Below are 22,777 nucleotides of genomic sequence, written 5' to 3' on the forward strand. Positions count from 1 at the left end.
GCCCTCAGATTTTCTCGCCAGCGGCGCGCAGGTCCGCCAACACAGCATCAATACCTTTCTTGTCGATGGTGCGAATGGCTTGGGTACTCACCCGCAGCCGCACCCAACGATTCTCGCTCGCCACCCAAAAGCGCTTGTACTGCAGATTCGGCAAAAAGCGCCGACGCGTCTTGTTGTTGGCGTGGGAAACATTGTTCCCCGCCATGGGCTTCTTGCCCGTAACCTTGCAAACTCTGGACATGACCGCTATCCCCAACAGAAAGAGGCGCTTTATACCATAATCCGGCGGCAGAATGCCAGAGGCATTTCCGGGTCTTAGCCGGCATGGACGCCGGCACTCCGCTCCGGGTAACTCTCGTAGACATGCTCGAAGAGCGCCGCACATTTTTGCGCAAAGAGCGGGCGGTCGTAGGCCGCCGGCAGGGTGTCGAGGGTATTTTCGATCTCCAGCTTGACGTTGGATCGCGCCGCCGATTTTTGCCGCCAGTTGAGCACCAGCAGCGTCTGCAGGCGGGCGAGCAGCTCCCTGGCCACCTTCTTGACCTCGTCGCGCTCAGCGGTACTCAAGGCCGGCGCAGGCCGCGTCAGGATGTCGAAAATCACCAGTTCCTCTTCCGTCAGGTGCTCGCGGACGTGACGCTCCTGTTCCTCGTCGAGGCTATTCGAAAGCTGGAGCAGTTCCTGAAAAAGTTGCTCGATGTTGCGGCTGCCGTGGTTGTAGCTCTCGATCAGCGCCGCAAATTTCTCGGCAAAGTCGGTGCGGGTGGGGTTTTGACGCACGAGCCGTTCGAGGCGGGCAGCAATGGCCGCCTTGAGGGCTTCAAGTTCGGTGTTCTTGTGCGCGGAACGCCGAAAGCGCTCGGCCAGGGCCGCAAAGTTGATTTGCGATAGATCGATGGCTGGTGGCCCATCTTCGCGGATTTCGTGACCGGTGATCGAGGCGTCGAGCAGACCGTCGATCTGCCGCAGGATCGTTGCAATGTCCGGTGGATCGGGTTGCAGGCGGGCACGGATGGCACTCGCCAGGGTAACGATGCTCAACACCCGGAGAGAGAATTCGATGGCTGCGGCATCGGGCTTCACCGCGGTGTAAAGGGTATCGACGAGCTTGGCGTGGCCGAAAAAATCGCGTCGCCGCGTATCCGGGGCAATCAGTGCCTCGATGGCGTCCTCGACGGCAGCCAGACGCTCCATGCCGCCCAAGGGCATCGCCTCCAAAGCAGTCAGATCGACGCCTTGGTCGGCGCAAAAAGTGGTCGCCACGTCCACCGCAGCGCGCAGCATCCGCACCAGCTCTGCCTTGTCCTGCACCGGATTGCCGCCATCCCTGCCGGCACCATAGATTGCCAGCACCTGCTCCAGCGAGGCGAAGACATTGGCGTAATCGACAATCACGCCGCTGTACTTGCCGGGAAACACGCGGTTGGCGCGGGCAATGGTCTGCATCAGGGTGTGGTTGCGCATCGGCTTGTCGAGGTACACCGTGGAACAGCTTGGCGCGTCGAAACCCGTCAGCCACATGGCACAGACGAAGACCAGACGCAATGGGTCGTCGGTATCCTTGAAGCGTTCGTCCAGGCTCGGCTGCGATTCGTTCATGCGCCGGCGGTGCGGCTCGATGTCGAGGCCAAGACTGCGCATCTGCTCGACCTCGTTTTGCCCTGGCGAGACGATCACTGCCATGTCGGTGCTGGTCAGCAGGGCCAGTCGCTGCTGCAGCTCCGCCCGGCGCCGTTCCTGGCGCGCCTGTTCCGGGGTCATACCGTTCCCCGTCGGATAGTGCAGAGCACCCAGCTCCTGCCGCACCCGCTCCGTCTCCGCCGCCCAATGTTTACGTACCTTGTCGTACATCTTCAGGGCCGTGGCCTTGTCGATGGATACCACCATCGCCTTGCCCACAAAGCCGCGCCCCAGAAAATGCCGCACGATGTCGGCGGCCACCGTCTCCAGCCGGTCATCGCGGGTGATGAGGTGGTATTGCCGCCCCAGCACCTGATCGAGCTTTTCTTCCTGTTCGTCGTCGAGCTCGGCGTCTTCGATCAGTGCATAGATGTCGTCGTTGAGATTCGGGTTGACCAGTTGCAGCTCGGGGGTGCGGTTTTCGTAGAAGAGCGGCACCGTGGCGCCGTCTTCCACCGACTGCTGGAAATCGTAGATCGAGACATAGTCGCCAAAGACCTCCTTGGTGCGCTCCTCGCCCGCAATCAAGGGCGTGCCGGTAAAGGCCAGGAACATCGCCTTCGGCAACGCCGCACGCATGTTGAGGGCGAGGGTATCGTACTGGCTGCGGTGTGCTTCGTCAGTCAGTACGATCACATCGGCACGGTCGGTGAGCAGTTCCGGGGTCTGGAACTTCTGCACCAGGGTAAACACATAACGATGGTTGCCGCGCAGCAGCTCGCGCAGGTGCGCAGCACTGCTGGCATGGCAACGCTCGCCCTCGACTTCGCTCACCGCGCCCACAGACTTGAAGGTTTTGGCGATCTGTGCGTCCAGCTCCACCCGGTCGGTAACCACCACAAAGGTCCAGTTGCCGGCCAGCTTGCGCAGCACCTTCTGCGCGAAGAACGCCATCGAGAAGCTCTTGCCGCTGCCCTGGGTCTGCCAGAACACGCCGCCGCGGCCATGGCCCAGGGTGCGCGCTTGCAGCATCGAGGCGATGGCATTGTTGACGCCCAGAAACTGATGGTTCTGGCCGATAATCTTCACCAGCCCGGCCTTGTGTTCGGAAAAGAGGGTAAAGTTTTCGACGAGATCGAGCAGGCGGCTGCGCTCACAGGTGCCGCGCAGCATTACCTCCAGCGACACGCGCCGTGGCTCGTCTTCGCGTTCGATGCGCTTCCACTCGAAAAAGCGTTCCCAGTCGGCGGTAAGGGAACCCACGCGGCTGTCGGTGCCGTTACTGGCGATGAGGAAAGCGTTGTACCAGAAGAGTTGCGGGACTTCTCTTTTGTAATGAGTCAGATTTTCATCGAAGGCCGCACGCGCCGGCACAGCGGGCTTCTTTAGTTCGATCACCACCCAGGGCAGACCGTTGACGAAGCCCACCAGATCGGGGCGGCAGGTATAGAGGCTGCCCACCACGCTAAACTGGCTGACGAGCAGGAAGTCATTGCGCTCTGGCTGCGCCCAGTCCAGCACCCGCAGGCGTTCGGTCTTCTGGCCGCCGTGCTCGCGGTCGGGGATGGAGACGGGAATGCCGTCCTTGAGCAGCCGGTAGATTTCGCGGTTGGCGGCCACCAGGCTCATGGCCGAGCGGTCGCGCACGAGTTCGTCGATGGCGCTCTGGATCGCTTCGGGCGGCAGGCCGGGGTTAAGGGCGACGAGGGCGGCACGCAAGCGCTCCACCAGCACTACCTCGCCCCGAGTCTCGCGGCCCAGCAGCCCGCCGGGGCCGAGGGTTTCTTCCTGCGCCGACAGCGCCTGCCAGCCGAGCGCGGAAAAGAGCCCGATGGCGGGCTGCTCGACAAGCTGGTCTTCGCTGTAGGCGTGGGGGCTCATGCGGGGTCGTCTCCCGCCTCGTCCGCCAGCGCCCGCTCGATCTGTTCGATACTGGGCAGGCTGGTCTGCAGCTCGGCAGGCAGGGATTCCACCAGGCGGTATTCGGCAATGCCCATGGGCTGCGTCTTGTCGCCCAGGGCGTATTCCGCCACCACCTTGTTTTTGCTCTTGCATAGAAGCAAGCCGATGCTCGGGTTGTCATGTTCGCTTTTGACTTGTCGATCCACCGCGGTTAGGTAGAACCCGAGCTGACCCAGGTGCTCCGGCTTGAACGCACCGGCCTTGAGTTCGATCACCACGAAACAGCGCAGTTTCAGGTGATAGAAAAGCAGATCGATGAAGAAGTCGTCGCCGCCGACGTTCAGCAACACCTGTCGCCCGACATAGGCGAAGCCCGCGCCCAGCTCCAGCAGAAAGTCGGTCACATGCTTGACCAGCGCGTGCTCGATCTCGCGTTCCTGCGCTTCTTCGCCCAAGCCGAGGAAATCGAAACGATAGGGGTCTTTCAAGGACTCGCGGCCCAGATCCGATTGCGGCTTGGGCAGCGCGAGCGCAAAGTTGGTGACCGCCTGCCCCTGCCGCGCCAGCAAGCGGGTTTCGATCTGCATCACCAGCACATTGCGTGACCAGTTGTGCTCGATGGCTTTAGCCGCGTACCAGCGGCGCTCGTCGGCGGACTTCAAACGGTCGAGCAGTGCCAGTTGGTGATACCACGGCAATTGTGCAAGCACCGCTTGCACAAATTCCTCCTCCGGCCACGCTTCGGCGAAGGCGCGCATGTACTTGAGGTTGCGCGGCGAAAAGCCCTTCATGTCGGGAAAGGCGTTGCGCAAGTCCTGCGCCAGCCGCTCAATCACCTTTGCGCCCCAGCCCTCGCGGTCCTGTCGGGCCAGGATGTCGCGGCCGATCTGCCAGTAGAGCAGCACCAGCTCGCGATTGACCGCCAGCGTCGCCCGCTGCTGGGCGTTGTGGATGCGTGCCTTCAGCTCCGTCAGCCAGGCGGCGTAATCGGCGGGCAATGGGACGATCTCAGGCATGGTCCAGCGCCTCCACGTCAATCTGGCCGGACAGCAGGCGCGGCAGCAGCAGGTCGCGGGTGCGGCGGAGATTTTGGATTTGGCGTTGGAGAGCGAGAATCTGGCCTGCCATTGGCGCGACGACAGCTTCAAACCCTTCAGTCAACTGCGCGGGTGGTTGCAGAAACTCAATGGTCTTGAACACGCCCCGACTGATCTCCTTGAACGTCGCTCCCGATGCCAGCCGCTGGAAGGTTGGCACACTCTCAGTAACCCAATGGAAGAGGAAGTAGAGCGGCACCCGATCGTTCGGGAGGCAAGTGATGAAACCCTGATTAGTGCACGCTTCGCGGGTGTTGATCGCGATTGCACCGATGGTGGCACGGCTGGTGAGCATCACGCTCATTGCAGGGAATAGACGCGCGGAACTCTCAACGAGGCCAAGCGCGGTGATGTGGTCGCTGGAATCATCCATGAACATCGTGCCAGCGCTGGTGAGGTCGCTGGGCGAAAACCACTGGATGGCGCCGCCGTCCCAATACCTTTCCTCTTTTCGTGAAGGCGTGCCACCGCCAGAAATCTCGAACGAGTCCGCGACACGCTTCACCTCCCACCCCTGGGGAATCTCGCCGAGGGAGGACGGGACGCGGCGGATGCTCTCGTGGCCAGGGAAGCGGAAGTGGACGAACCACTCGCGGTAGAGGGCGCGGGCCATCGACTCCAGAATCCTGATGCGCCGCTGGCTGTTCTCGATCAGCTCGTCGTAAGCCGACAGGATGCCCGCGATGCGGCGCTGGATCGCTACCGAAGGAACTCTGACTTTTACGCTAGCAATCCGCGATGGCGCTGTGTGTCGAATTTTCGTGCCACTGGCAGAAGCTCGAATCTGCTGCCGAACATGCTTCCAATTAAAAATGTAGTAGACGAAACGTGTATCCGTCTGCCCTGCATCGCGAAGCTGGACAAGGCCAAGACGTTGGTTGTGTAGATAAATGCCCGAGCGAGGAATGATGGCGCTGCTTCCGAGCAAACCTTCCGCCTGCTCGGTCATCGCCACGATGAGGTCACCCTCGTTTAGCACATAGCCGGATGGAATCGGCCCACGATACCACTTCTCTTTATCGCCTTTTTGCTTGAAGCCTCCTTCGTCGAAGAAATTGCCTGGCGTTAGGACGATGTGCGTTCCCACGTCGGCGAAATATTCACCGAGAAAGGCGTAGCCATGCTTGATTTCAAGCAAGTCGCCTAGGTTGCAGTCGCGCCAGCTCACCACCCTCACCCCTCCAAAATCCCCGCCGCCTCGGCGGCGATCATCTGCCCTTGTTTCCGCATCAGTCTCTCCTGCATTTTTCGCTTGGCCCCACCCAAAACGCCAGCCGGTGGCGGGCTGTTATGACCCAGGCGGAATAATCGTTCATCGCAACAGAGCGTTGGCTGCAGCTCGCAGCTCTCGCGCGGCAACCGAGTCGGCCCGGTCATAATTCAGCTCGGCGCGCTGCTGCGGGGACCAATGCAGGAGAATTTCTTCGATCGTTTCGGGGTTCACGGCGGCTTCCCTTACGTCATCACTGTGGCAGTATTCTGCGCGATGCATTCCGGCAACTCCAGCGGCTGCATTTGCCACAGTCCCAAAACGGGACTATACTGCGACCAATGCGAGTGATTGCCGTGTCCACCCTTCGAGCATTCTGGGAACGCCATCCCGATGCCGAGCAGCCGCTAAAAGCTTGGTATGAGGAAGCCACAAGTGCGACTTGGTCCCAGCCTGCCGACATCAAAGCGCAATACCGCAGCGCCAGCGTGCTGAAGAACCGTCGCGTGGTCTTCAACATCAAAGGCAATGACTACCGGCTGATCGTGGCTGTTGCATACAAGTTGCAGATTGTCTGCGTGAAGTTCGTCGGTACCCACAAGGAGTACGACGCAGTGGACGCAGAAACCGTTGAATTGGCCTGAGCGGCCACGGAGGAAAATATGGACATCCGCCCTATTCATACCGAAGCAGACTATAAGGCCGCGCTCAAAGAGATTTCGGCCTTGATGGAGTCCGACCCTGATCTGGGCACGCCGGCGGGCGATCGCCTGGACATCCTGGCGACGCTGGTGCAAGCCTATGAAGCCAAGCACCTGCCCATCACTTCGCCTGATCCGGTAGAAGCCATCAAATTTCGGATGGATCAGAGCGGCCTGTCCGTCAAAGACTTAGAACCGATGATCGGCAAAAGCAACCGTGTCTATGAAGTTCTGAACCGCAAGCGCCCGCTGACGCTAGCCATGATCCGGCGACTGCACAAGAGCCTGGGTATCCCGGCCGAAGTGTTGATTGCAGAGACGACCGTAGGGTAAGCAAGGAACTCTCGGCATGACTTCTTGACCTATGCGGCAATCTGCCGTACGGTCGCAGTAGGAGGAACCAACATATGCCCGGCGCCAACCCCACTGCCCGTCTCGAAGCCCGCATCAGTAGCGACCTGCATGCGATGCTCAAGCGCGCCGCCGAACTGCAGGGCCGCACCATGACCGATTTTGTGGTGTCGGCGGTGCAGGAAGCGGCGCAGCGCGCCATCGAGCAAGCCGAAGTCATCCGCCTGTCTCTGGCCGATCAGGAATGCTTTGCCCAGGCGTTGCTGTCGCCACCAAAACCCACTCCAGCCTTGGAACGCGCCTTTTCGCGCCGTCGTAAGCTGCTGCGCACAGAATGAGCGGCGCACCGTTTCGGCTTGCGCTGCTGGAAGCAGCACATGACCGCACCGGGTTTCAAAGCGATTCGGAGCCCCTGAATCGCTACCTGCGCGAGCAGGCCTTCCAGGACATGCGCCGCCGTGTGACGGCCTGTTTCGTCGCCTTGGCAGACGGCAACCGCATTGCGGGCTATTACACCTTGGCCTCGGCCAGCCTGCTGCTAGCCCATCTTCCCGCCAGCATGGGCAAGAAACTTCCACGCTATCCGACGGTACCCGCCGTTCGTATGGGCCGCTTGGCCGTCGATCGGTCTTTCCAGGGACAAGGACTTGGCGGGGCGCTACTGGCCGACGCGCTCGAGCGCGCTGCCCGTTCCGAAATTGCGGCTTTTGCCCTGGTAGTGGACGCCAAGGAGGAAACAGCGGCAGCGTTTTACCGGCATCACGGCTTCATTGCCTTACCGGATACACCGCTGACCCTGTTCTTGCCGCTGGCAACCGTTCCGTGCTGGTGACGCTCGCCAGTTCTTACCGACTGCGCAAGAACCTGGGTATCCCGGCCAATGACGAGGTATGTGGAGGACTCATGAGAGACTGCCTACCTTATCTAAATCAGCCATAATGGCCAAATTGGCTGATGGAGGGAAAGCGCGATGATGCAAATCACATCCGCGGATGCCAAGAATCGCTTCGGCGAGTTGCTGGACAGAGCACAACGAGAAGCGGTGGTGATTACACGCCACGGCAGACCCAGCGCGGTCATGATTTCTGTGGGCGAACTGGAGTCTCTCCTGGCATTACAGGAATCCCGGAAGAAGCAGCAAAGTGCCCTGGAGGAACTGCAGGAATTCTTTGCGCGCAGCGACAAGCTATTGTCACCAGCGGCACAAAAATTGTCGGATGAGGATGTGGAACGCTTAGTGGCGGAAGCACGCTGAACCGTCCTTTGCGCGTTGTATTGGATACGAGCGCCACGATGCTGGTTTCCAGCGACTTGGATTTGCTTGTCCTCGAAATTTGGCGAGGTGTGCGGATTCTCGACCCAGCAGCGTTTTGTGCTTTTTTCATTTCGCAAGAATGTCCGCGACGTTTTTGGCGATGGTAGCTTCCAGCTCTCGCGCCTGGGCGTTGAGGGTTTCCAGTTCCTCGTTGAGCGCTTCCAGTTGCGCCTGGAAATCTTCGTCGCTCACTTCCTCGCCGGGGGCCACGCCCACGTAACGGCCAGGGTTGAGGGACCAGCCCTGGGCCTCGATGTCTTGGATACTCGCCGCCTTGCACAGGCCGGGGATGTCGGCATAGGCGGGCTGGGCGCCGAACAGCTCCTTCAGCTTGGCCAGGGTCTCCTCGCCGCCCACAGTGAGGTCGAGGGCTTCGCCGCGATAGAGTCGCACCAGATTGGCGAGAAAACCGATCTGCGCCGGTGTCCAGTCGCGGTGGGCGCGGTCTATCTGCCGGTAGATGTGGCGGGCGTCGATGAACAGCACCTTGTCGGCACGCGCGGTGCTGGCCTTGCCGCGGTCAAGGAACCATAGGGTGCAAGGCAGGGTGACGGTGTAGAACATGTTGGGGCCGACGGCCACCATCACATCCACCGCCCGCGCCTCGATCAGCTTCTGCCGCAGCTCCTGCTCGCTGCTGCGCGCATCGGAGGCCGAGTTGGCCATGACGAAACCGGCGCGCCCCTTGGCGCTAAGCGCCGAGTAGAAGAGCTGGATCCACAGGTAGTTGGCGTTGTCACTGCGCGGCAGGCCAAAGGGGAAGCGCCGACCAGGACCGACCTGATCCTTGAGGCGCTCCTTGTCCACGGCGTTGACGTTGAAGGGCGGATTGGCGAGCACGAAGTCGAAAGCGCCAGTGGCATGGTGGGGATCGTCGTAGTAGCTGTTGACGTTGCCGCCGTGGCGAATATCGCCCTCCAAACCGTGCACGGCCAGATTCAGACGAGCGAGGCGGCCGGTTTCGTCGGTCTTTTCCACACCGCAGATGGCCAGTTCCGCACCGGGATTTTGGTGATGCTCGGCAACGAAACGGGCCGACTGCACGAACATGCCGCCAGAGCCGCAGGCAGGGTCGAGGATACGGCCATGAAAGGGCTCTATGACCTGCACCAGGAGTTGCACGATGCTGGCGGGGGTGTAGAACTCGCCACCGCCCTGCCCCTCGCTCATGGCGAACTCGCCGAGAAAGTATTCGTAGATACGGCCGAAGGCATCGAAATCGAGGTTGGCGGGAATCTCGGAGATTTTCTTCAACAGCTCTTTGAGCAAGGTGCTAGTGAAGAGATTGAAGGTCTTGGGCAGCACGCCAGCGAGCTGTGGGTTGTGCCGTTCCACCTCGCGCATGGCGGCATTGACCTTGGCACCAATGTCTTCCGCTTCGGGCAGGGTAAGCAGGTAGTCAAAACGCGCCTCCGGGGCCAGATACAGTACGCTGGCGGCGTGATAGGCGACGGGGTCATCCACACGACTGCCACGTCGCGCCGAGCTTCCAGCAGCTTCCAATTCGGCGCGCCGGGCGGCAAAGCGTACCTCGGCAAAGCGCAGGAAAATCAGCCCCAGAATAGGACCGGAGTACTCCTGCGCCTTGAGGCCGGAATTGGCGCGGAACTGATCGGCAGCATCCCAAAGACGCTTTTCGAGGGTGGCAGTGGCGGCATTTTTTTCGCTAGAGGCATTCCAGTGCATAGGTCTCCGGTATGACGTTGCTTTGGGCGCAGGCCCAAGTCACGCCGCTCTGCGGCGACGAAGCCGACATCTTACAAAGCTTTACTTCCCCAGGGCCAGCACGGCGACCGCCACGATCACCCCATTCCAGAGCAGGTGCAGAAAAATACTCGGCCACAGGGAACGATAGCGCATGCGCAGCCAGACCAGCGCAACGGCGAGGAGTAGGACAGGCAAGAGGGCCAGGGGTGCCATGACACAGCAGATCCCCCTGTTTGCAATCAGGACAGGCACAGTTGCCTGCCCCACCGCGCGGCAAGACTCAAAAAATTGCTTTCACATCAATCTCAGTGAGAGAGGTGGCACCGACTCGGATTATGCGCTCTGCAGCACCCGAACCGATGCCCACAACTCTGCAACCGTTCTTGCGCTTAGGAGACGGGCGCCACAAACTTGGGTTGATGAGCTTCATCCAAGCGCGAAGCGACACCCCAAGGCAAGAAGATCAAAACCGAAACGAAGATCACGATGATACTCCCCCAGCCGAAGCTCAAGACCTTCAATGCACCCTCACTGCCCAGGTAGGTCATGACCGACAGGAACAAGATGTAGCCGATATACCATATTGAATTTATGAAGTTTTTGTTGACATTGTTGGTAACAGCGAGAATGATCGCCAGCGCAAACACCAAAACACTGGCGTAAGGCACAGACGGCCAGCCGCTCCAGTATACGATGAGTGAAGCCGAGGCAAAGGCGAGACTGGCCACAATCTGCGAGACGACTGGGGAACGAAAATAACCTGTGGTCCCCTGCTTGCGTAAGGCGATCATGATCGGCGGGTTGACCGCAAAGCCCAGATAACCGGCAACTACCGCGTCTCCCAACAAGGCATAAATCGACGGCGCCGGCGCAGCAATGAAGGCGATGATGACTCCGACGACAGTAGTCACCACCAAGGAGCGTACTGGGATACCGTGGTCTCGACTGAGAGCGGTCATTTTTTTGCTAACGATTTTTGACCGACCCATGGCGAAGAGAATTCTGCTGCCGCCACCCTGGTAAATATACCCCGTCACAAAGGGGCCGATGATGGCGATGACGACTACAATTCCGATTAACCAGGGAACATTCGAGTGCTCTGCCATAACCAGGAAAGGGTTTCCGGGAATAGAGGTAAGGCCAGCCCAATGCCCAACGGCAACCTTGACGTTTCGCCAATCCAATGCCGCAACGAGGGCCACTCCAAAAAGCACATACAAGACAGTCTGGCCAAGCAATGACCACAATATTGCCTTGGAAATCACACTGACATCTTTGACCTCTTCGGCATAATCAGGTATCACCCGAAGGCTACCAAATCCAAACATCCCTAGGGGAATGGCAAGAAAAATTCCTGACATGCCGAATGGTGCGAAGCCGCCGTGGGCGCTAAAGTTAGAGAAGTGACCGAAGGAGATGAAGCCCAATGCCACTGTCAAGTACAAAATCAGCTTTAATCCGCCATAAAAATTGGTGTTTTTTGAGAAAAATTTAACACCATAATAGTTGAACGGAAAAAACGCCAACATAAATAAGACACCAAGAATAGCTCCCAACATCGTTGGGTTTCCTGACGAATTTACAAAATGTGGGTAAAAGAAATTCAATCCCTCAACAACCCCTAGAGCTTCAATAGGGGGGATAAACAGATACCATATGATGTCGCAAAGTGCATTGAGCATGTTTGTCACATGCCCAAAGGTATACAAACTGTATCTAGAAGGACCACCCTCTTCTGGATACAGTCTGTTGAGGTCAATGTAAGTAAGACCGACTGTGAGATACATTAAGCCACCAAGCAACCACGCAACAATTACACCTGGACCAGCGACGGCGGCCATGCCTGCCGTTCCAAATAAAACACCAGTTCCTACAGCCCCACCGATTCCGATGATAATCAAGTCGCGCTGTGTCAATTCACGGCGTAAGGATGTTTTTGAGCGGGTCATATTCAACTCCTGTCATTCCAATCCCAATTTCAACCTAACATATTGAACTCCTCAAAGCAAATTTTGATGATAGCAATATTTATCACATCTTCGAAAATACTATTTTACCAACCACTCCTGCTCAATAGACCGGCGTTTCCACCGGCAGCAGCGGTACTAACGCTAATGCATTGTTCCTGACAAAGACGGGGAAGAATGTGAGGCCCACCAGCTTTCGGTCCAGTGACAGAAAAGCCCATTCATCCAAATGGTTGCACGCCTACTACGGCACCAGTCATGCCCCGATTCACATAGACATTTCCCACTTGCGCCGCGGGGCAGATGGCTTGAGCACGACTGCCAAGTCGTGTTTCAATTCCCAGGGTCAAGCCATAACCGAAGCTATTGATTTGCTCGACGATGGCTCACCATGAACCAGACCAACGAACAAGTTGCACAACTGGAGCGAATATCTCCTGTTGGAGAATTTGCGCACTAGTTACCTCATACAAAGAGGGAAGGATAAAATATACAGTGCGCCCTAGGTGATCTACCATTTGCATCGTGGCAAGCGAAACATCGCCTTTATCGACTCTGGACGCTGGACCACGGGCTATCAGACGTCCCCCCTGGGCTTCGAGTCGGGAGAGTTGCGCCGCTATACATTGCTGCGCCGCGGCGTCGATTACCGGTCCAACGTCTGTAGAAAACTTCTCTGGTAGCTCAATTCGTGTCAGCCAAGCCCAATTCTTGCGCGCGTTTGACTTCGCTGTCCCAGTTGGAGCCTCTCATACAGCACGCAGCATGATGGGGCATTGAAAATGCCGCGCGAGTCCAAGATGTAGGCAGCATTGTGTCTACATATTGTTCTTACCCAAAAGTCATGGACTGGCCGATAATCTGGTTCGCCAGTCGACGGCGCCCCGTCTTAGCTCAAACAAATCTCGGGGCGCCAGCTTTAAAGAGTGTCAAAGATACTCATTACAGACCAATACCTTCCTGCTTCATTGCTGCAAAATAGTCGTTGACTCGACCATCGGGTACCGTGACCTTCAGTGCCCAGAACATGGAAATCAAGGCGAGGATAGCGACCAACAGCATCGACCAGAAGAAGGGGATATCACCAGTGCCTCCCAAGACCTTCGGACCGAAATACGACAACAGCCAAAGTCCGATGAAATAGGGAAAGATCCAGGTGATATTGTAGAAGCCGGACAAGCCACTCTGTTTACCACGCAACAACGCAATGACGCCATACACGATCAATATACCAAAGAGGGCGCCAAAGATGTACGTCAGTGCCTGAAAACCTCCCCAATAAGCCACGAGAGAAGAAAGGATAAACGCAATCGGGGCGATCACTTGCGCTCCCCACAAGCGAAAAGGCCGCTCCAGATCGGGAACCGCATGCCGCAACTGTAACAGCACGATAGGCCCGATTCCATAGGTAATGACCGAGATGGTGGTAATGAAGCCGACCAGCTTTTGCCAGGACGGGAACGGGAGAAAATATAGACAGCCAATCACGTACGCAACGATCACCCCGACCCAGGGTACACCGCTGGGGCTAATTTTGGTAAAGAAACTGGGTCCAGCCTTGACCTCGCCGTTGGCGACCACCGCCCGAGCAGCGGAAGTGGCATAGACCAAAGCAGTACCACCGGGGGAAATCAGGGCGTCGGCATAGATCAATACTGCCAGCCAGGTGATACCAAGCAAGGTAGCAATTGCAGCAAAAGGCCCGAAGAGCCCTGGAAAATTCAATTTTTGCCAACCCTGCGCCACCTGATCAGGTGGCATTGCCACGAGAAAGGCCCACTGTAGACCGATGTAAATAATGGCACCAACCACTATGGCACCAATCACAGCCCCGGGAATGTGACGACCGGGATTTTTCGCCTCGCCACCAAGTTCGATGGCCTGACGAAAGCCCAAGTAACTGAAGACGATGCCCGAAGATGCGACCGCCACGAACATGCCATGGAAGCTACTGGTCCAGTGCAAGACGTGAAGGTTTTCGGGATGGTAGCTCTGGCTGACCAAAACGATGATGGTGAGGATGGGAACTGCCAGTTTCCACCAACCAAGGCCGGAGAACACCATGGCTACCCGCCGGATTCCGAGAAAATTCAGCAGGAACATGACCCCCAACAGCAAAACGGCAGCGATCAAACCCATCCCGCTCAGCAGTCCCGTGTTTCCTTGCAAGAGGCCGGGGATGTAGTTATTGGCATAGGTCAGCACCGCCACCACCTCTACCGGTGCAATGGCAATGTAAAACATGAACAATAACCAAGCCCAGATCTTGCCGAGAAGGTTCCCATGTACCACGTTGGCAATGTGCGCGGCAGCGCCGGCACGGGGGAAGAGTGGCCCCACCTCCGCGTAGGTCAGGCCGAGCAACAGGATGGTAACGGCGCCGATGATCCACGAGCCGATACTCAGCGGCCCGGCAATCTGGGCTGCGTCAAGCGGCCCGAAAAGCCAGCCAGAACCGATGATCCCTCCCAGGCTGGCAAAAATGAGACCAGAAAAACCGACTTCTCTTTTTAATTTACCGGTCATGATTTTTTCCCTCGTTCGTTAGGCTCTGAAGGTATCAGAGGAAAAATCCGGTGTTGATCATTGCAACAAACGGTTCTTCGATGTTTCATGTGGGTAGCCTGAGATCCAGTTTACCGAGGATCAGGTAGGCCATGTTGATAAAGTTCTTGTGGGTACGGTAGCCACGGGCTTTTGCCTTGGCGGACTGGAGGAGGCTATTGAAGCCTTCCAGAATCCCGTTGGTGATCTGGCTCTCGAACCAGCGGAGCACACCATCCCAGTGATTCATGACGGTGTAGGCGACCTTGACCATTGGCGGTAATCCGCTGTCCTTGACGTTTTCCACCCAGGCCTTGAGCAGGGTGGCGCCCTGGTGGCGATTCTGGACGGTGAAGATTTCTTGGAAGGTCAGGCGAAGCTGATAAGCCTGTGCTGTCTTGAGGTTCTGGTTCTTGAGGATCTCCCGGAGCCTGGCGCTTTGCTTGGCGGAGAGCTTTCCCGGGTTCTTGAGCCAAAGCCAGCGGCTCTTTTTCAGGTCTGGTTGGGAGAGGGCTTCCCCCTTGCGTACGGCATCTACGGCCTCATTGACGAGCTTCATGAGGTGAAAGCGATCGAAGGTGACCTGGGCGTTGGGCAGGTGTTCTGCGGCCCCTTTTTGGAAGGCTGGCGAGAGGTCCATGCTGACCTCCGTAATGGCCTCGGCGCTGCCGCCATGGGCCTGCAGATCTTCGGCGAACTGCGCAAAAGTCTCGGCATCCTTGCCGGGTGTGGCAAACAGCAGGCGCTTCGCCACGAGGTCCACAAACAGGGTGATGTAATCATGGCCGCGCCGGCTGCTCGTCTCATCGATACCGACGGAATGGACCTCTGACATGTCCGCGGCCTCGCGGGCCTTGGCGACGTAATGATCGAGCACCCGCCAGAGTCGCTGGTCCGTCTCCCGCACTAGGCGGGAGACCGTCAACACGGGCATCTCCCGGACCATGGCCATGACTAGAGCCTCAAAGAGCAGCGTGAATCCCGAGCCTTCCCGCGCCCAAGGGACGGATACCAAATGCACGCCGTGTTCCGGGCAATGGACCCGTGGTACGCGGGCATGGAGATAAGCCGCATGCTGGAAGAAGTCGAGGTGACGCCAGACCTTCTCCTGGGTGTCATAGACCGGGCAGTCCTGGCCGCAGACCGGACAGGGAAACTGACTACCCCTTGGGAAGTTCACATGCAGGTCCAGGCGCTTTTCCTCCACCGTGAACCGCACATCGTCCACCATCCACGGCGGAACCAACCCCAACGCCAGAGTGAACAGTTGATTACCTTGGTCCATCCTTATCCTCAGCTCGCTGCCCTTCCCATAAAGCAATCATACCGCCTTACCCACTCAATGTGTCGAGGAGCCCAACAAACTGATTGGGTTGATTGCCATTCTGGCCAAAAGCATCACCTGGAGTGAAGTGATAGACATGTACGTAGCTCAACTCTCCCTCCAGGAACCAGTGCTTGGTCTGGTAGATCGGCGTAAGGGTCAGACCCACGGCTCGACTCCCAGGACCGTAGCCGAGATCGTTTCCCGCCAAGGTAGTACTCTGTCCATTATAATATACGCTCGGAGTGTCGCTGTAGGCCATGTAATCCAAACGTGTGCTCAGCGAATACTGAGGAGTAAAAGCATAGTTGGCATCGATACTGGCACCGTACTGATCACCGTCGCCGGTAGGATTACCAAACTGTGGCCCATTGATCAGTTTTTGATATTGCAGATACGCAAACATATTGAGCTTGCTGCCACTATAGTTATATCCGAGCAGATAGAAATCGGAGTTGTCCAGAGGACCGGCATAGTCAGTTTGGCCGGCGTTACCACCACCCTGTATCGTTATAGAATTGGCAGAGTTCAAATTATAACTCAATTGGCCGACCACCCAGTTGAAGCGCTTGGAGTAATAGCCGTCCGTCCAGGCTACTGATGCCGAAAAAGGACCGGCACTGTAATTGGCTTGAATTCCGCGACTGATCGTCTGCTGCTGCCAACCATCCAAGCCAAACTGAATGTTGTAGGAGCTGGAGATGAGATCCGTGAGCGGGGTAATGCCGGTGATGGCCGGCAGTTTGCCAATTTGTATGTTGAAATCATTGCTCGGCGTGATTTGCAAATAGGCCAAAGGCAACGGTCCAAAAGTGCTACTGATAGTACTGCCTGTGGAACTGGCTGGCTGGCCAATACCATAAAAATTGTAAGCACCTGCTTCGACGTAGAACTGTAGCAGACCGCTGGTTTTGGCCACGGAAACCAAACCATCGGTAACGTCGGCACTGAAATACTTTCCAGCGGGACCGGATTGATCGAAGCGATTACTCTGCGCGCGTCCGTTGACACTCAAGAGCCCGCCCACACTCAACTTACCGAGAGGGCCGGCGTCGACGTTGATGGTGGGCGGCGTGGCAGGTAAAACCGCCGCCCCCGCGGAGCCAGAAAACAAGCAAGTTACCAAAACAGCTATTTTGCGATGATGGGTCATATTATTTTCTCCTAATTTGTTAAACTTATTACACAACCGCGCGGCACTGACGCCAAGCGTAATCGCGCAAACCTGCGCTGCTACAATCTGGACGTTGCTCCGCAATGTTAGCAATTGTTGTACCAAAAAGACAAATTACGTATCTCCCTGAGCTCTGTGCATCGGGACACCCAAAAAATCCATCACAACTGCATGATTTTAAAAAAATAAAACCGGATCTTTTGGAGAACATACGACCAGCGGTGGCGCCCAGCTCCCTCAAGCGGAATCCCTCCCTGCACAACTTTGGCGAATCAGGGTGCCAATTTTGCCCTACAGTGAGGCAGTTTTGCACCTTTTTGGACATGCGGAACGCCAGCAGGCGAGACCCTGCGCGCCCCTAGCGCAGCCGTAACCAACCGATGCGATAAAAAAGAAATGCCGTGCCGAGTTCTACAGCAAGCAGGCCGCTGACGATGGTAACAAAGGAATAGGGCCAATTGGGAATGGGGCCGAGATCGACATTCATGGCCACGGCGCCGGGGATGAATAGAGGGATGGTGGCGAGAATGATCACCGCCGCCATGAACTTGAAGATGTTGTTGACGTTGTTGTTGACCACATAAGTGTAGGCATTGAGCAGGCTGTTGATGGTTTCCTGCTCGGTATCGACCTGTTCCCGCGCCTGACGCAGCTCGATGCGGCTGTCTTCGTGGTATTCGAGAAATTCCGCGGAATCCCTCGGTAACCAGGGCCGCAACTCCTCGAGGAGATGTTCGATCTGCAACAGGCCGAGGCTGAGGTCAAGCAAGCGATCATTGACTTCCAAGGCGGCATAAATGACGTGGATGGTCTGCGCCCGCCGCAGGTCTTTCTCTACCTTGACCACGTCCTGGCTCACGTCCCGAGACATGCGCACGTAACGTCGGGCGATTTCGTGCACGATCTGCAGGACCACTTCGTAGCGCTTGCGCGGCGCTGCGGGATCGAGGAGCGCATCCAGAAAACGCACTGGTTCGTTGCTGAGGGTAACGAGGTATCCCGGCACCAGGATCAAGGTCAGAGGCAGCAGATCGAAGGTGCTGGAATGCGGGCTATGGTGGTGCGGGACGGTAAACTGCAGCGCCAGAAAGCCCTGCTCGCGCACGAAGGGCCGCGCCGGCTTGTCTTCCAGACGGCGGCGCAGGAACGGCTCCGGGACTCCTAGATCCGCCGCCGCTTGGGCCAGTTCCTCGGCACTTGGGGCGAGGAGATGCAACCAGTCGCGAGCGCGCCCGTTGCCAGTGAGAAAGGCGCCTTCGATCCGTCTCAACATGGGCCGGCCTCACATCTCGAAGAAACCATGTTTCCTCCCCCACCAGGCGATATACAGCGATGCCCCGAAGCCATAGGTCAGCAGAAAGTACCAGGTGAATTTCCAATGACCAAGGGGCAGATGGACTTCCATATGAAAGGGCATGATCAAGGCGATGGGAATCATCAGCAGGGCCAGCCAGAGGGTCATGACCTTCATCACCGAGTGCGAGTTGTTCTGCACGATGCCGGTATAGCAGTTGGTGACCGAGGTATAGCGCTCCCAGACGAGGCTGACGCCCTCTTCCACCCGCCGCAGTTCCGCCTGCAGCTCCTCGAGGGGGGCGACCAAGGCGCTTTCTTCCTCTGCCTCGCGCAGCCAAGCACGCAGGGTGTGACCCAGATCGCGTAGAGAGACGACGAGGTCCCCCATACTGCGGTTGAGCTTGACGATTTCCCGCAGCTCGCGGTTGGTCATGGCGTGGCGTAGCGCCGCACGCAAGGTCTGCAAACGGGCGACGATGCGCTGCGCCGCAAGGTCGTGGCTGTGGATACAAACCAGGATCAGGCGCAGGAGGGCCTGTTCCCGGGATTCGGCATTGCTCATCTCTTCGATTTCCCGTTGCACCGAGGCAAGACTCGCGGCGGGCGCCAGCACCCAAAGGCTAGCGGGGGCAACGATGACCGAAAGGGAGACCTCCAAGAGTCTCTCGATACCCGCATCCAAATCGCGTCGATCGTGTACATAAGGGAGGCGCAGGTGCCAGACCTGTGATGCGAGGAGCTCCAGGCGCTGGGCAACATCCTCGTCCGGACGCTGCAGACGAAACCAGGACTCGGGCAAGCCGAGGGCCCGAGCGTAGCCGCTCCAGCCATCATCGGCATCGGCGCCGAGCAGGAAGGCACCCTCCACCGGGGCCGTGGCGGGGAGCTCGGCGGGATTCCGCCATACCGTCCACAGCCAGGGATTCAGATCCAATGTCGCCTCCGAAACCACAGCACCGCCAGCAGAGAAAGCGAAAAACTGCCGCCCATTAGCGTGGGCCAAGCGTAATGCCAATTCTGCAGCGGCAAAGGCACGTTCATACCGTAGATGGTGGCAACGGTTGCAGGAATGGCGATGATCACCGTCCAGCCGGTAATGACTTTCAGGGTGTTGCTGATGTTGGTCTGCAACACGCCGCCATAGGCATCCATCATGTTGGTGACCGTCGAGGTGTAGATTTCTGTCATGTCCCGCGCCTGCTGGAGATCGACGAGGGCGTCGGCGAGGTCTTCGGAATCCTCTTCATCCTGGGTGATGATCGGCAGCCGCAGCAATTGCTGCAGGACGGCGATGTTGCCGCGCAGGGCGGAGGTAAAGCGGATGAGGATCTTGCTCAGACTGAGCATACTGAAGAATTCGTCGTTACTCTGAGAATGGTGCAGGCGTTCTTCGGTGTGGACGATCTCTTCGTTGATCACCTTGAGGGCATCGAGGAAGGCGCTGGCCATGCGCTGGATCATCTCCACCGTCAACCAGCGCGGGTCGAGCTCGTCGACTTCTTTGGGTAGCTGCGCCTCGATAGCCCGCAGCAGGGGCAGTTCCTCGGAACTGACAGTAAGAATCTCCTCGCGGCCAAAGACGATACCCAGGGGCAGCACCGAGAAACTCGGGCGGCCGGAATCCGGATCCGGGCGCGCCAGGGGAATCTTGAGGATGACCAGGATGTTGTTGGCCTCCTTTTCCAGACGCGGACGCTCGTCGAGGTCCTGCACGTCCTGAAAATACTCCTCGTAGAGCTGAAAGCGCTGGGTCAGCTCGGCAACCTGCTGCGGGTCGGGAGAGGTCACGCTGGTCCAGTGATAGGTGCGTCGCCCCTCTCCGCGCAGGGCGATGACACGTGCTGCCCGCGAATTTTTCATAGCCAACCTCGCCGTTTGAAATGCACACTCATGAGCAGGGAAATCCCAAAGGCCACACCAATCGCTACCCAGACCGTCCAGTGGCTGTGTTGTTCCAGCAGCGGCACATTAACGCCAAAAATCGTTGCCACTAGGCTTGGTACATAGAGTACCAGGGCCAGCACGGTTAGCACCTTGAGCCCGTGGTTGATGTTGATCTGTACCATGCCGGCGTAGGCATCCATCATGTCGCTGGCGGTGTTGGCGCTGATCTCGGCGCGGTCGCGGGCGTGCTGCAGGTCGGCGATGGCGAGGTTGAGGGCAGAGCGGTTAGCCTCGTCCCAACCCACGGCGGCGCTGCGCGACACCTTGAAAATGGCGACGATATTGCTGGCGAGGGTCACGTAGAAGCGCGTCAATGCCTTGCTGAGGGCTAGCAGGGCGTAGAAGTCCTCGGTGCGCTGGGTTTCGTCCAGGCGTGCTTCCACGACGAGAATTTCCTTACGCAAACGCTCGACGGTGCGTAGATAACTCGTTGCGAGTAGCTGCATCAGCCAAATCAAGGTAACGCGGGGGTCCTGAAACTTGCGCGCATTCCATTCACGCAGAAAAGGCCACTCCACTTCGCTGAAGGTCCATAAGCGATCTTCCCCCCAGAGCAGGGCCAGGGGCCGCAGCACGCATTCCGCGTCGACGCCTTCCTGCCGCCACGGAATCTGCATGACCAGGAGCAGGTACGATCCAACTCGCTCAAGGCGCGGGCTTTGGTCTTGCTCGAGAAGTTGGTCGAAGAGGTCATCGGGGAGATCGAGCTGCTGCAGCAGGGTCGCCAGCAACTCCGGCGATGGTACCGGGTGATGGAACCAGCGCTGTCTTACGCCGCTGCTCGTCAGAATCGTACTCGCCATACGTCGCCACCCTTGCCGATCCGGCTGGGTTATAGCACAGGCGCCGGCGACAGTGGAAGCCAGCGACGACGCCTTAGCTCACACGATGGTGTAGCGTTCCCGCAGATCCGCCGCCTGCGCACGGATAGCGGCCAGCTCGGCAGGGGATTTCCGCTCCAGGTTGCGCCATTGCAGAGCGGTACGCGGATGCTTGCTGAATGTCTCCTGGTGGCGTTGCAGGAAGTCCCAGTACAAGGTGGTGAAGGGGCAGGCGTCGGCGCCCGTCGCTTGCTCCGGCCGGTAGGGACAGCGCTGGCAATGTCCGCCCATGCGTTGCAGATACTGGCCGCTCGCCACATAAGGCTTAGAGGCGAGCATACCGCCATCGGCGTACTGTGACATCCCAAGCACATTGGGGAGTTCGACCCACTCTACGGCATCGACGTAGATCGCCAGGAACCACTCGTGGATGGCCTGGGGACGAACACCGAGAAGCAAGGCAAAAAGTCCAGTCACCATCAGACGCTCGATGTGGTGGGCGTAGCCGGTTTCCAGGGTGCGTTGCAGCACGTCGCGCAAACAGGCCATCTCGATCTCGCCAGTCCAGTACCACGCGGGCAAGGGCTGCTCCGCGCCCAGGGCGTTGCGCTCCAAATAATGCGGCATCTCGCGCCAGTAGATGCCGCGCACGTACTCCCGCCACCCCAAAATCTGGCGCACGAAGCCTTCGACGGCGGCCAGGGATGCCCGCCCGGCATCGAGTTCGGCGATGGCACCGTCGATGGCCCGCCGCGGATCGAGCAAGCCCAGATTCATCGCTGCCGAAAGCCGCGAGTGATAGAGCCAAACCTCTCCCGGCCAGGTGGCGTCTTGAAAGTGTCCAAAACTCGGGAGGCGATGGCGCAGAAAATCGTTCAATGCCTCCTCCGCCTGGGCGGCGGTCACCGGCCAGTCGAAACGGTGGAGACTGCCGGGGTGCTCCGGAAATTCCCTTTCCACCATCGCCATCACCTCCTGGGTGATGGCGTCCGGCGGAAAACTGCAGGGCTCGGGAATCCAGCCCGGTCCGGCGCGGCCAAAACTGCGACGATTGTCGCTGTCGTAGTTCCAACGTCCACCCCGAGGTTCGTCACCCTGCATCAGGATGCCGCTGCGCTGGCGCAGAAAGCGGTACCAGTGCTCCATGCGGTACTGCCGCCGTCCTTGCGCCCAATCCGTAAAGACCGCGAGGGGGAAGAGAAAGCGATGATCTTCGCACTCCCGGTAGTCGATGCCGAGGCGGGTACAGAGGGCGCGGATCGCTTCCCGCAACGCCCAGGTTCCCGGTTGGGCGCAGCGCAGTTCCGTTGGACGCTGCCGTAACAGGATCTGCTCCAAGCGCTCCACCAAGCTCTCGCCGCAACTTTCCGGGAGGGTTACGTAGAGGACCGGCAAACCCCGCTCCCGCAGCGCCGCGGCAAAATGTCGCATAGCCGAGAGGAAAAGTACGATCCGCGCCTTGTGGGACCAAACCTGCTCCGCTTCGCTGCGGGCCTCGATGAAAACGCAAAGATCGGAGGCGGGGTCAAGCTCGGACAAGGCGGCGGAGTGGGGATCAAGGTGATCGCCGAGAAGCAAAACCAGTTTTGCGGCGTTCATGTGTTGTTGATGCTTTGTTTTTTGGCGCGGCAGGCGGCAGAGCAATACTTCACCGCCTCCCAGTCCTTGCGCCAGCGTTTTCGCCAGGAAAATGGGCGGTGACAGACGGGACAGATCTTCTGGGGTAGCTGCGTTTTTTTCATCGAGCACTCTTGATCTGAATTTGTACTATACATAATATGGACGTGAAAGCCGATGCGCAAGG

23 protein-coding genes are annotated in these 22,777 nt (G+C 58.3%); 5 read left to right on the top strand and 18 right to left on the bottom strand.

What is annotated here, in order from left to right; genetic code table 11:
- Positions 1-4: 4 nt before the first annotated feature.
- From rpmB to ORD17_RS02000, 5 genes are all read right to left on the bottom strand, one after another.
- The gene (gene rpmB / locus ORD17_RS01980) at positions 5-241 is read right to left on the bottom strand and encodes a 50S ribosomal protein L28 (RefSeq protein ID WP_308389240.1); all 237 of its coding nucleotides are present in this window, start codon (positions 239-241) and stop codon (positions 5-7) included.
- 74 nt (positions 242-315) lie between these two features.
- Positions 316-3,501 (bottom strand): type I restriction endonuclease subunit R, encoded by a 3,186-nt coding sequence (locus tag ORD17_RS01985; RefSeq protein ID WP_308389241.1) that lies wholly within the window; start codon positions 3,499-3,501, stop codon positions 316-318.
- Complete coding sequence (locus ORD17_RS01990) at positions 3,498-4,538, bottom strand: PDDEXK nuclease domain-containing protein (RefSeq protein ID WP_308389242.1); 1,041 nt, start codon at positions 4,536-4,538, stop codon at positions 3,498-3,500. The genes ORD17_RS01985 and ORD17_RS01990 overlap by 4 nt, the downstream gene beginning before the upstream one ends.
- A complete protein-coding gene (locus tag ORD17_RS01995) occupies positions 4,531-5,787 on the bottom strand; it encodes a restriction endonuclease subunit S (RefSeq protein WP_308389243.1) in 1,257 nt (418 codons plus the stop codon). Before ORD17_RS01995 ends, ORD17_RS01990 begins: the two co-directional genes overlap by 8 nt.
- A gap of 144 nt (positions 5,788-5,931) precedes the next feature.
- Positions 5,932-6,111: a hypothetical protein gene (locus ORD17_RS02000; protein ID WP_308389244.1), complete on the bottom strand. Its 180-nt coding sequence runs from the start codon at positions 6,109-6,111 to the stop codon at positions 5,932-5,934.
- Between the two features lie 59 nt (positions 6,112-6,170).
- On the opposite strand from ORD17_RS02000, the gene ORD17_RS02005 reads away from it, so the two are divergent.
- From ORD17_RS02005 to ORD17_RS02025, 5 genes are all read left to right on the top strand, one after another.
- Positions 6,171-6,473 (top strand): type II toxin-antitoxin system HigB family toxin, encoded by a 303-nt coding sequence (locus tag ORD17_RS02005; RefSeq protein WP_374693381.1) that lies wholly within the window; start codon positions 6,171-6,173, stop codon positions 6,471-6,473.
- A gap of 18 nt (positions 6,474-6,491) precedes the next feature.
- Complete coding sequence (locus ORD17_RS02010) at positions 6,492-6,863, top strand: transcriptional regulator (protein WP_308389246.1); 372 nt, start codon at positions 6,492-6,494, stop codon at positions 6,861-6,863.
- A 74-nt stretch (positions 6,864-6,937) separates the two neighbouring features.
- Entirely contained in the window at positions 6,938-7,219 is a 282-nt protein-coding gene (locus ORD17_RS02015) for a DUF1778 domain-containing protein (protein WP_308389247.1), read from the top strand.
- Entirely contained in the window at positions 7,216-7,713 is a 498-nt protein-coding gene (locus ORD17_RS02020; RefSeq protein ID WP_308389248.1) for a GNAT family N-acetyltransferase, read from the top strand. Before ORD17_RS02015 ends, ORD17_RS02020 begins: the two co-directional genes overlap by 4 nt.
- A gap of 138 nt (positions 7,714-7,851) precedes the next feature.
- Positions 7,852-8,136, top strand: a complete 285-nt coding sequence (locus ORD17_RS02025; RefSeq protein ID WP_308389249.1) for a type II toxin-antitoxin system Phd/YefM family antitoxin — start codon at positions 7,852-7,854, stop codon at positions 8,134-8,136.
- A 126-nt stretch (positions 8,137-8,262) separates the two neighbouring features.
- Here ORD17_RS02025 and ORD17_RS02030 read toward each other — a convergent pair whose 3' ends face one another.
- The 13 genes from ORD17_RS02030 to ORD17_RS02085 all read right to left on the bottom strand — a co-directional run bounded on the left by ORD17_RS02030 (position 8,263) and on the right by ORD17_RS02085 (position 22,715).
- The gene (locus tag ORD17_RS02030) at positions 8,263-9,882 is read right to left on the bottom strand and encodes a class I SAM-dependent DNA methyltransferase (RefSeq protein WP_308389250.1); all 1,620 of its coding nucleotides are present in this window, start codon (positions 9,880-9,882) and stop codon (positions 8,263-8,265) included.
- An 81-nt stretch (positions 9,883-9,963) separates the two neighbouring features.
- A complete protein-coding gene (locus ORD17_RS02035) occupies positions 9,964-10,116 on the bottom strand; it encodes a type II CAAX prenyl endopeptidase Rce1 family protein (RefSeq protein ID WP_308389251.1) in 153 nt (50 codons plus the stop codon).
- A 176-nt stretch (positions 10,117-10,292) separates the two neighbouring features.
- A complete protein-coding gene (locus tag ORD17_RS02040) occupies positions 10,293-11,852 on the bottom strand; it encodes an APC family permease (protein ID WP_308389252.1) in 1,560 nt (519 codons plus the stop codon).
- 239 nt (positions 11,853-12,091) lie between these two features.
- Positions 12,092-12,253: an aldehyde dehydrogenase family protein gene (locus tag ORD17_RS13415; RefSeq protein ID WP_374693396.1), complete on the bottom strand. Its 162-nt coding sequence runs from the start codon at positions 12,251-12,253 to the stop codon at positions 12,092-12,094.
- A gap of 559 nt (positions 12,254-12,812) precedes the next feature.
- Positions 12,813-14,396: an APC family permease gene (locus ORD17_RS02045; RefSeq protein ID WP_308389253.1), complete on the bottom strand. Its 1,584-nt coding sequence runs from the start codon at positions 14,394-14,396 to the stop codon at positions 12,813-12,815.
- An 85-nt stretch (positions 14,397-14,481) separates the two neighbouring features.
- Positions 14,482-15,699, bottom strand: coding sequence for an ISL3 family transposase (locus ORD17_RS02050; RefSeq protein ID WP_014003049.1), 1,218 nt, complete (start codon positions 15,697-15,699; stop codon positions 14,482-14,484).
- Between the two features lie 46 nt (positions 15,700-15,745).
- Positions 15,746-16,891 carry an outer membrane beta-barrel protein gene (locus ORD17_RS02055; RefSeq protein ID WP_308389254.1) on the bottom strand — a complete coding sequence of 382 codons (1,146 nt, stop codon included), beginning with the start codon at positions 16,889-16,891 and terminating at the stop codon, positions 15,746-15,748.
- Between the two features lie 379 nt (positions 16,892-17,270).
- Positions 17,271-18,185, bottom strand: a complete 915-nt coding sequence (locus ORD17_RS02060; RefSeq protein WP_308389255.1) for a CorA family divalent cation transporter — start codon at positions 18,183-18,185, stop codon at positions 17,271-17,273.
- A gap of 9 nt (positions 18,186-18,194) precedes the next feature.
- Positions 18,195-19,142 (bottom strand): CorA family divalent cation transporter, encoded by a 948-nt coding sequence (locus tag ORD17_RS02065; RefSeq protein WP_308389256.1) that lies wholly within the window; start codon positions 19,140-19,142, stop codon positions 18,195-18,197.
- Positions 19,133-20,068 (bottom strand): magnesium transporter CorA family protein, encoded by a 936-nt coding sequence (locus ORD17_RS02070; RefSeq protein WP_308389257.1) that lies wholly within the window; start codon positions 20,066-20,068, stop codon positions 19,133-19,135. The genes ORD17_RS02065 and ORD17_RS02070 overlap by 10 nt, the downstream gene beginning before the upstream one ends.
- Entirely contained in the window at positions 20,065-20,955 is an 891-nt protein-coding gene (locus ORD17_RS02075) for a magnesium transporter CorA family protein (protein WP_308389258.1), read from the bottom strand. The genes ORD17_RS02070 and ORD17_RS02075 overlap by 4 nt, the downstream gene beginning before the upstream one ends.
- A gap of 78 nt (positions 20,956-21,033) precedes the next feature.
- Positions 21,034-22,572, bottom strand: coding sequence for a cryptochrome/photolyase family protein (locus tag ORD17_RS02080; protein ID WP_308389259.1), 1,539 nt, complete (start codon positions 22,570-22,572; stop codon positions 21,034-21,036).
- On the bottom strand, positions 22,569-22,715 hold the full coding sequence (locus tag ORD17_RS02085; protein WP_308389260.1) for a DUF2256 domain-containing protein: 147 nt from the start codon (positions 22,713-22,715) through the stop codon (positions 22,569-22,571). Before ORD17_RS02085 ends, ORD17_RS02080 begins: the two co-directional genes overlap by 4 nt.
- Positions 22,716-22,777: the final 62 nt, after the last annotated feature.

Source organism: Acidithiobacillus sp. AMEEHan, assembly GCF_030996345.1.
Lineage (GTDB): Bacteria > Pseudomonadota > Gammaproteobacteria > Acidithiobacillales > Acidithiobacillaceae > Igneacidithiobacillus.

Excerpts from the sequence above, each read along its gene's own strand:
- ORD17_RS02015 (WP_308389247.1), top strand. The coding sequence starts at position 6,938 with ATGCCCGGCGCCAACCCCACTGCCCGTCTCGAAGCCCGCATCAGTAGC.
- ORD17_RS02055 (WP_308389254.1), bottom strand. The coding sequence starts at position 16,891 with ATGACCCATCATCGCAAAATAGCTGTTTTGGTAACTTGCTTGTTTTCT.
- ORD17_RS02000 (WP_308389244.1), bottom strand. The coding sequence starts at position 6,111 with ATGCATCGCGCAGAATACTGCCACAGTGATGACGTAAGGGAAGCCGCC.
- ORD17_RS02080 (WP_308389259.1), bottom strand. The coding sequence starts at position 22,572 with ATGAACGCCGCAAAACTGGTTTTGCTTCTCGGCGATCACCTTGATCCC.
- ORD17_RS02030 (WP_308389250.1), bottom strand. The coding sequence starts at position 9,882 with ATGCACTGGAATGCCTCTAGCGAAAAAAATGCCGCCACTGCCACCCTC.
- ORD17_RS02075 (WP_308389258.1), bottom strand. The coding sequence starts at position 20,955 with ATGGCGAGTACGATTCTGACGAGCAGCGGCGTAAGACAGCGCTGGTTC.
- ORD17_RS02060 (WP_308389255.1), bottom strand. The coding sequence starts at position 18,185 with ATGTTGAGACGGATCGAAGGCGCCTTTCTCACTGGCAACGGGCGCGCT.
- ORD17_RS02045 (WP_308389253.1), bottom strand. The coding sequence starts at position 14,396 with ATGACCGGTAAATTAAAAAGAGAAGTCGGTTTTTCTGGTCTCATTTTT.
- ORD17_RS02020 (WP_308389248.1), top strand. The coding sequence starts at position 7,216 with ATGAGCGGCGCACCGTTTCGGCTTGCGCTGCTGGAAGCAGCACATGAC.
- ORD17_RS02010 (WP_308389246.1), top strand. The coding sequence starts at position 6,492 with ATGGACATCCGCCCTATTCATACCGAAGCAGACTATAAGGCCGCGCTC.
- rpmB (WP_308389240.1), bottom strand. The coding sequence starts at position 241 with ATGTCCAGAGTTTGCAAGGTTACGGGCAAGAAGCCCATGGCGGGGAAC.
- ORD17_RS02035 (WP_308389251.1), bottom strand. The coding sequence starts at position 10,116 with ATGGCACCCCTGGCCCTCTTGCCTGTCCTACTCCTCGCCGTTGCGCTG.
- ORD17_RS02040 (WP_308389252.1), bottom strand. The coding sequence starts at position 11,852 with ATGACCCGCTCAAAAACATCCTTACGCCGTGAATTGACACAGCGCGAC.
- ORD17_RS02085 (WP_308389260.1), bottom strand. The coding sequence starts at position 22,715 with ATGAAAAAAACGCAGCTACCCCAGAAGATCTGTCCCGTCTGTCACCGC.
- ORD17_RS02050 (WP_014003049.1), bottom strand. The coding sequence starts at position 15,699 with ATGGACCAAGGTAATCAACTGTTCACTCTGGCGTTGGGGTTGGTTCCG.
- ORD17_RS02005 (WP_374693381.1), top strand. The coding sequence starts at position 6,171 with ATGCGAGTGATTGCCGTGTCCACCCTTCGAGCATTCTGGGAACGCCAT.
- ORD17_RS02070 (WP_308389257.1), bottom strand. The coding sequence starts at position 20,068 with ATGAAAAATTCGCGGGCAGCACGTGTCATCGCCCTGCGCGGAGAGGGG.
- ORD17_RS01990 (WP_308389242.1), bottom strand. The coding sequence starts at position 4,538 with ATGCCTGAGATCGTCCCATTGCCCGCCGATTACGCCGCCTGGCTGACG.
- ORD17_RS02025 (WP_308389249.1), top strand. The coding sequence starts at position 7,852 with ATGATGCAAATCACATCCGCGGATGCCAAGAATCGCTTCGGCGAGTTG.
- ORD17_RS01985 (WP_308389241.1), bottom strand. The coding sequence starts at position 3,501 with ATGAGCCCCCACGCCTACAGCGAAGACCAGCTTGTCGAGCAGCCCGCC.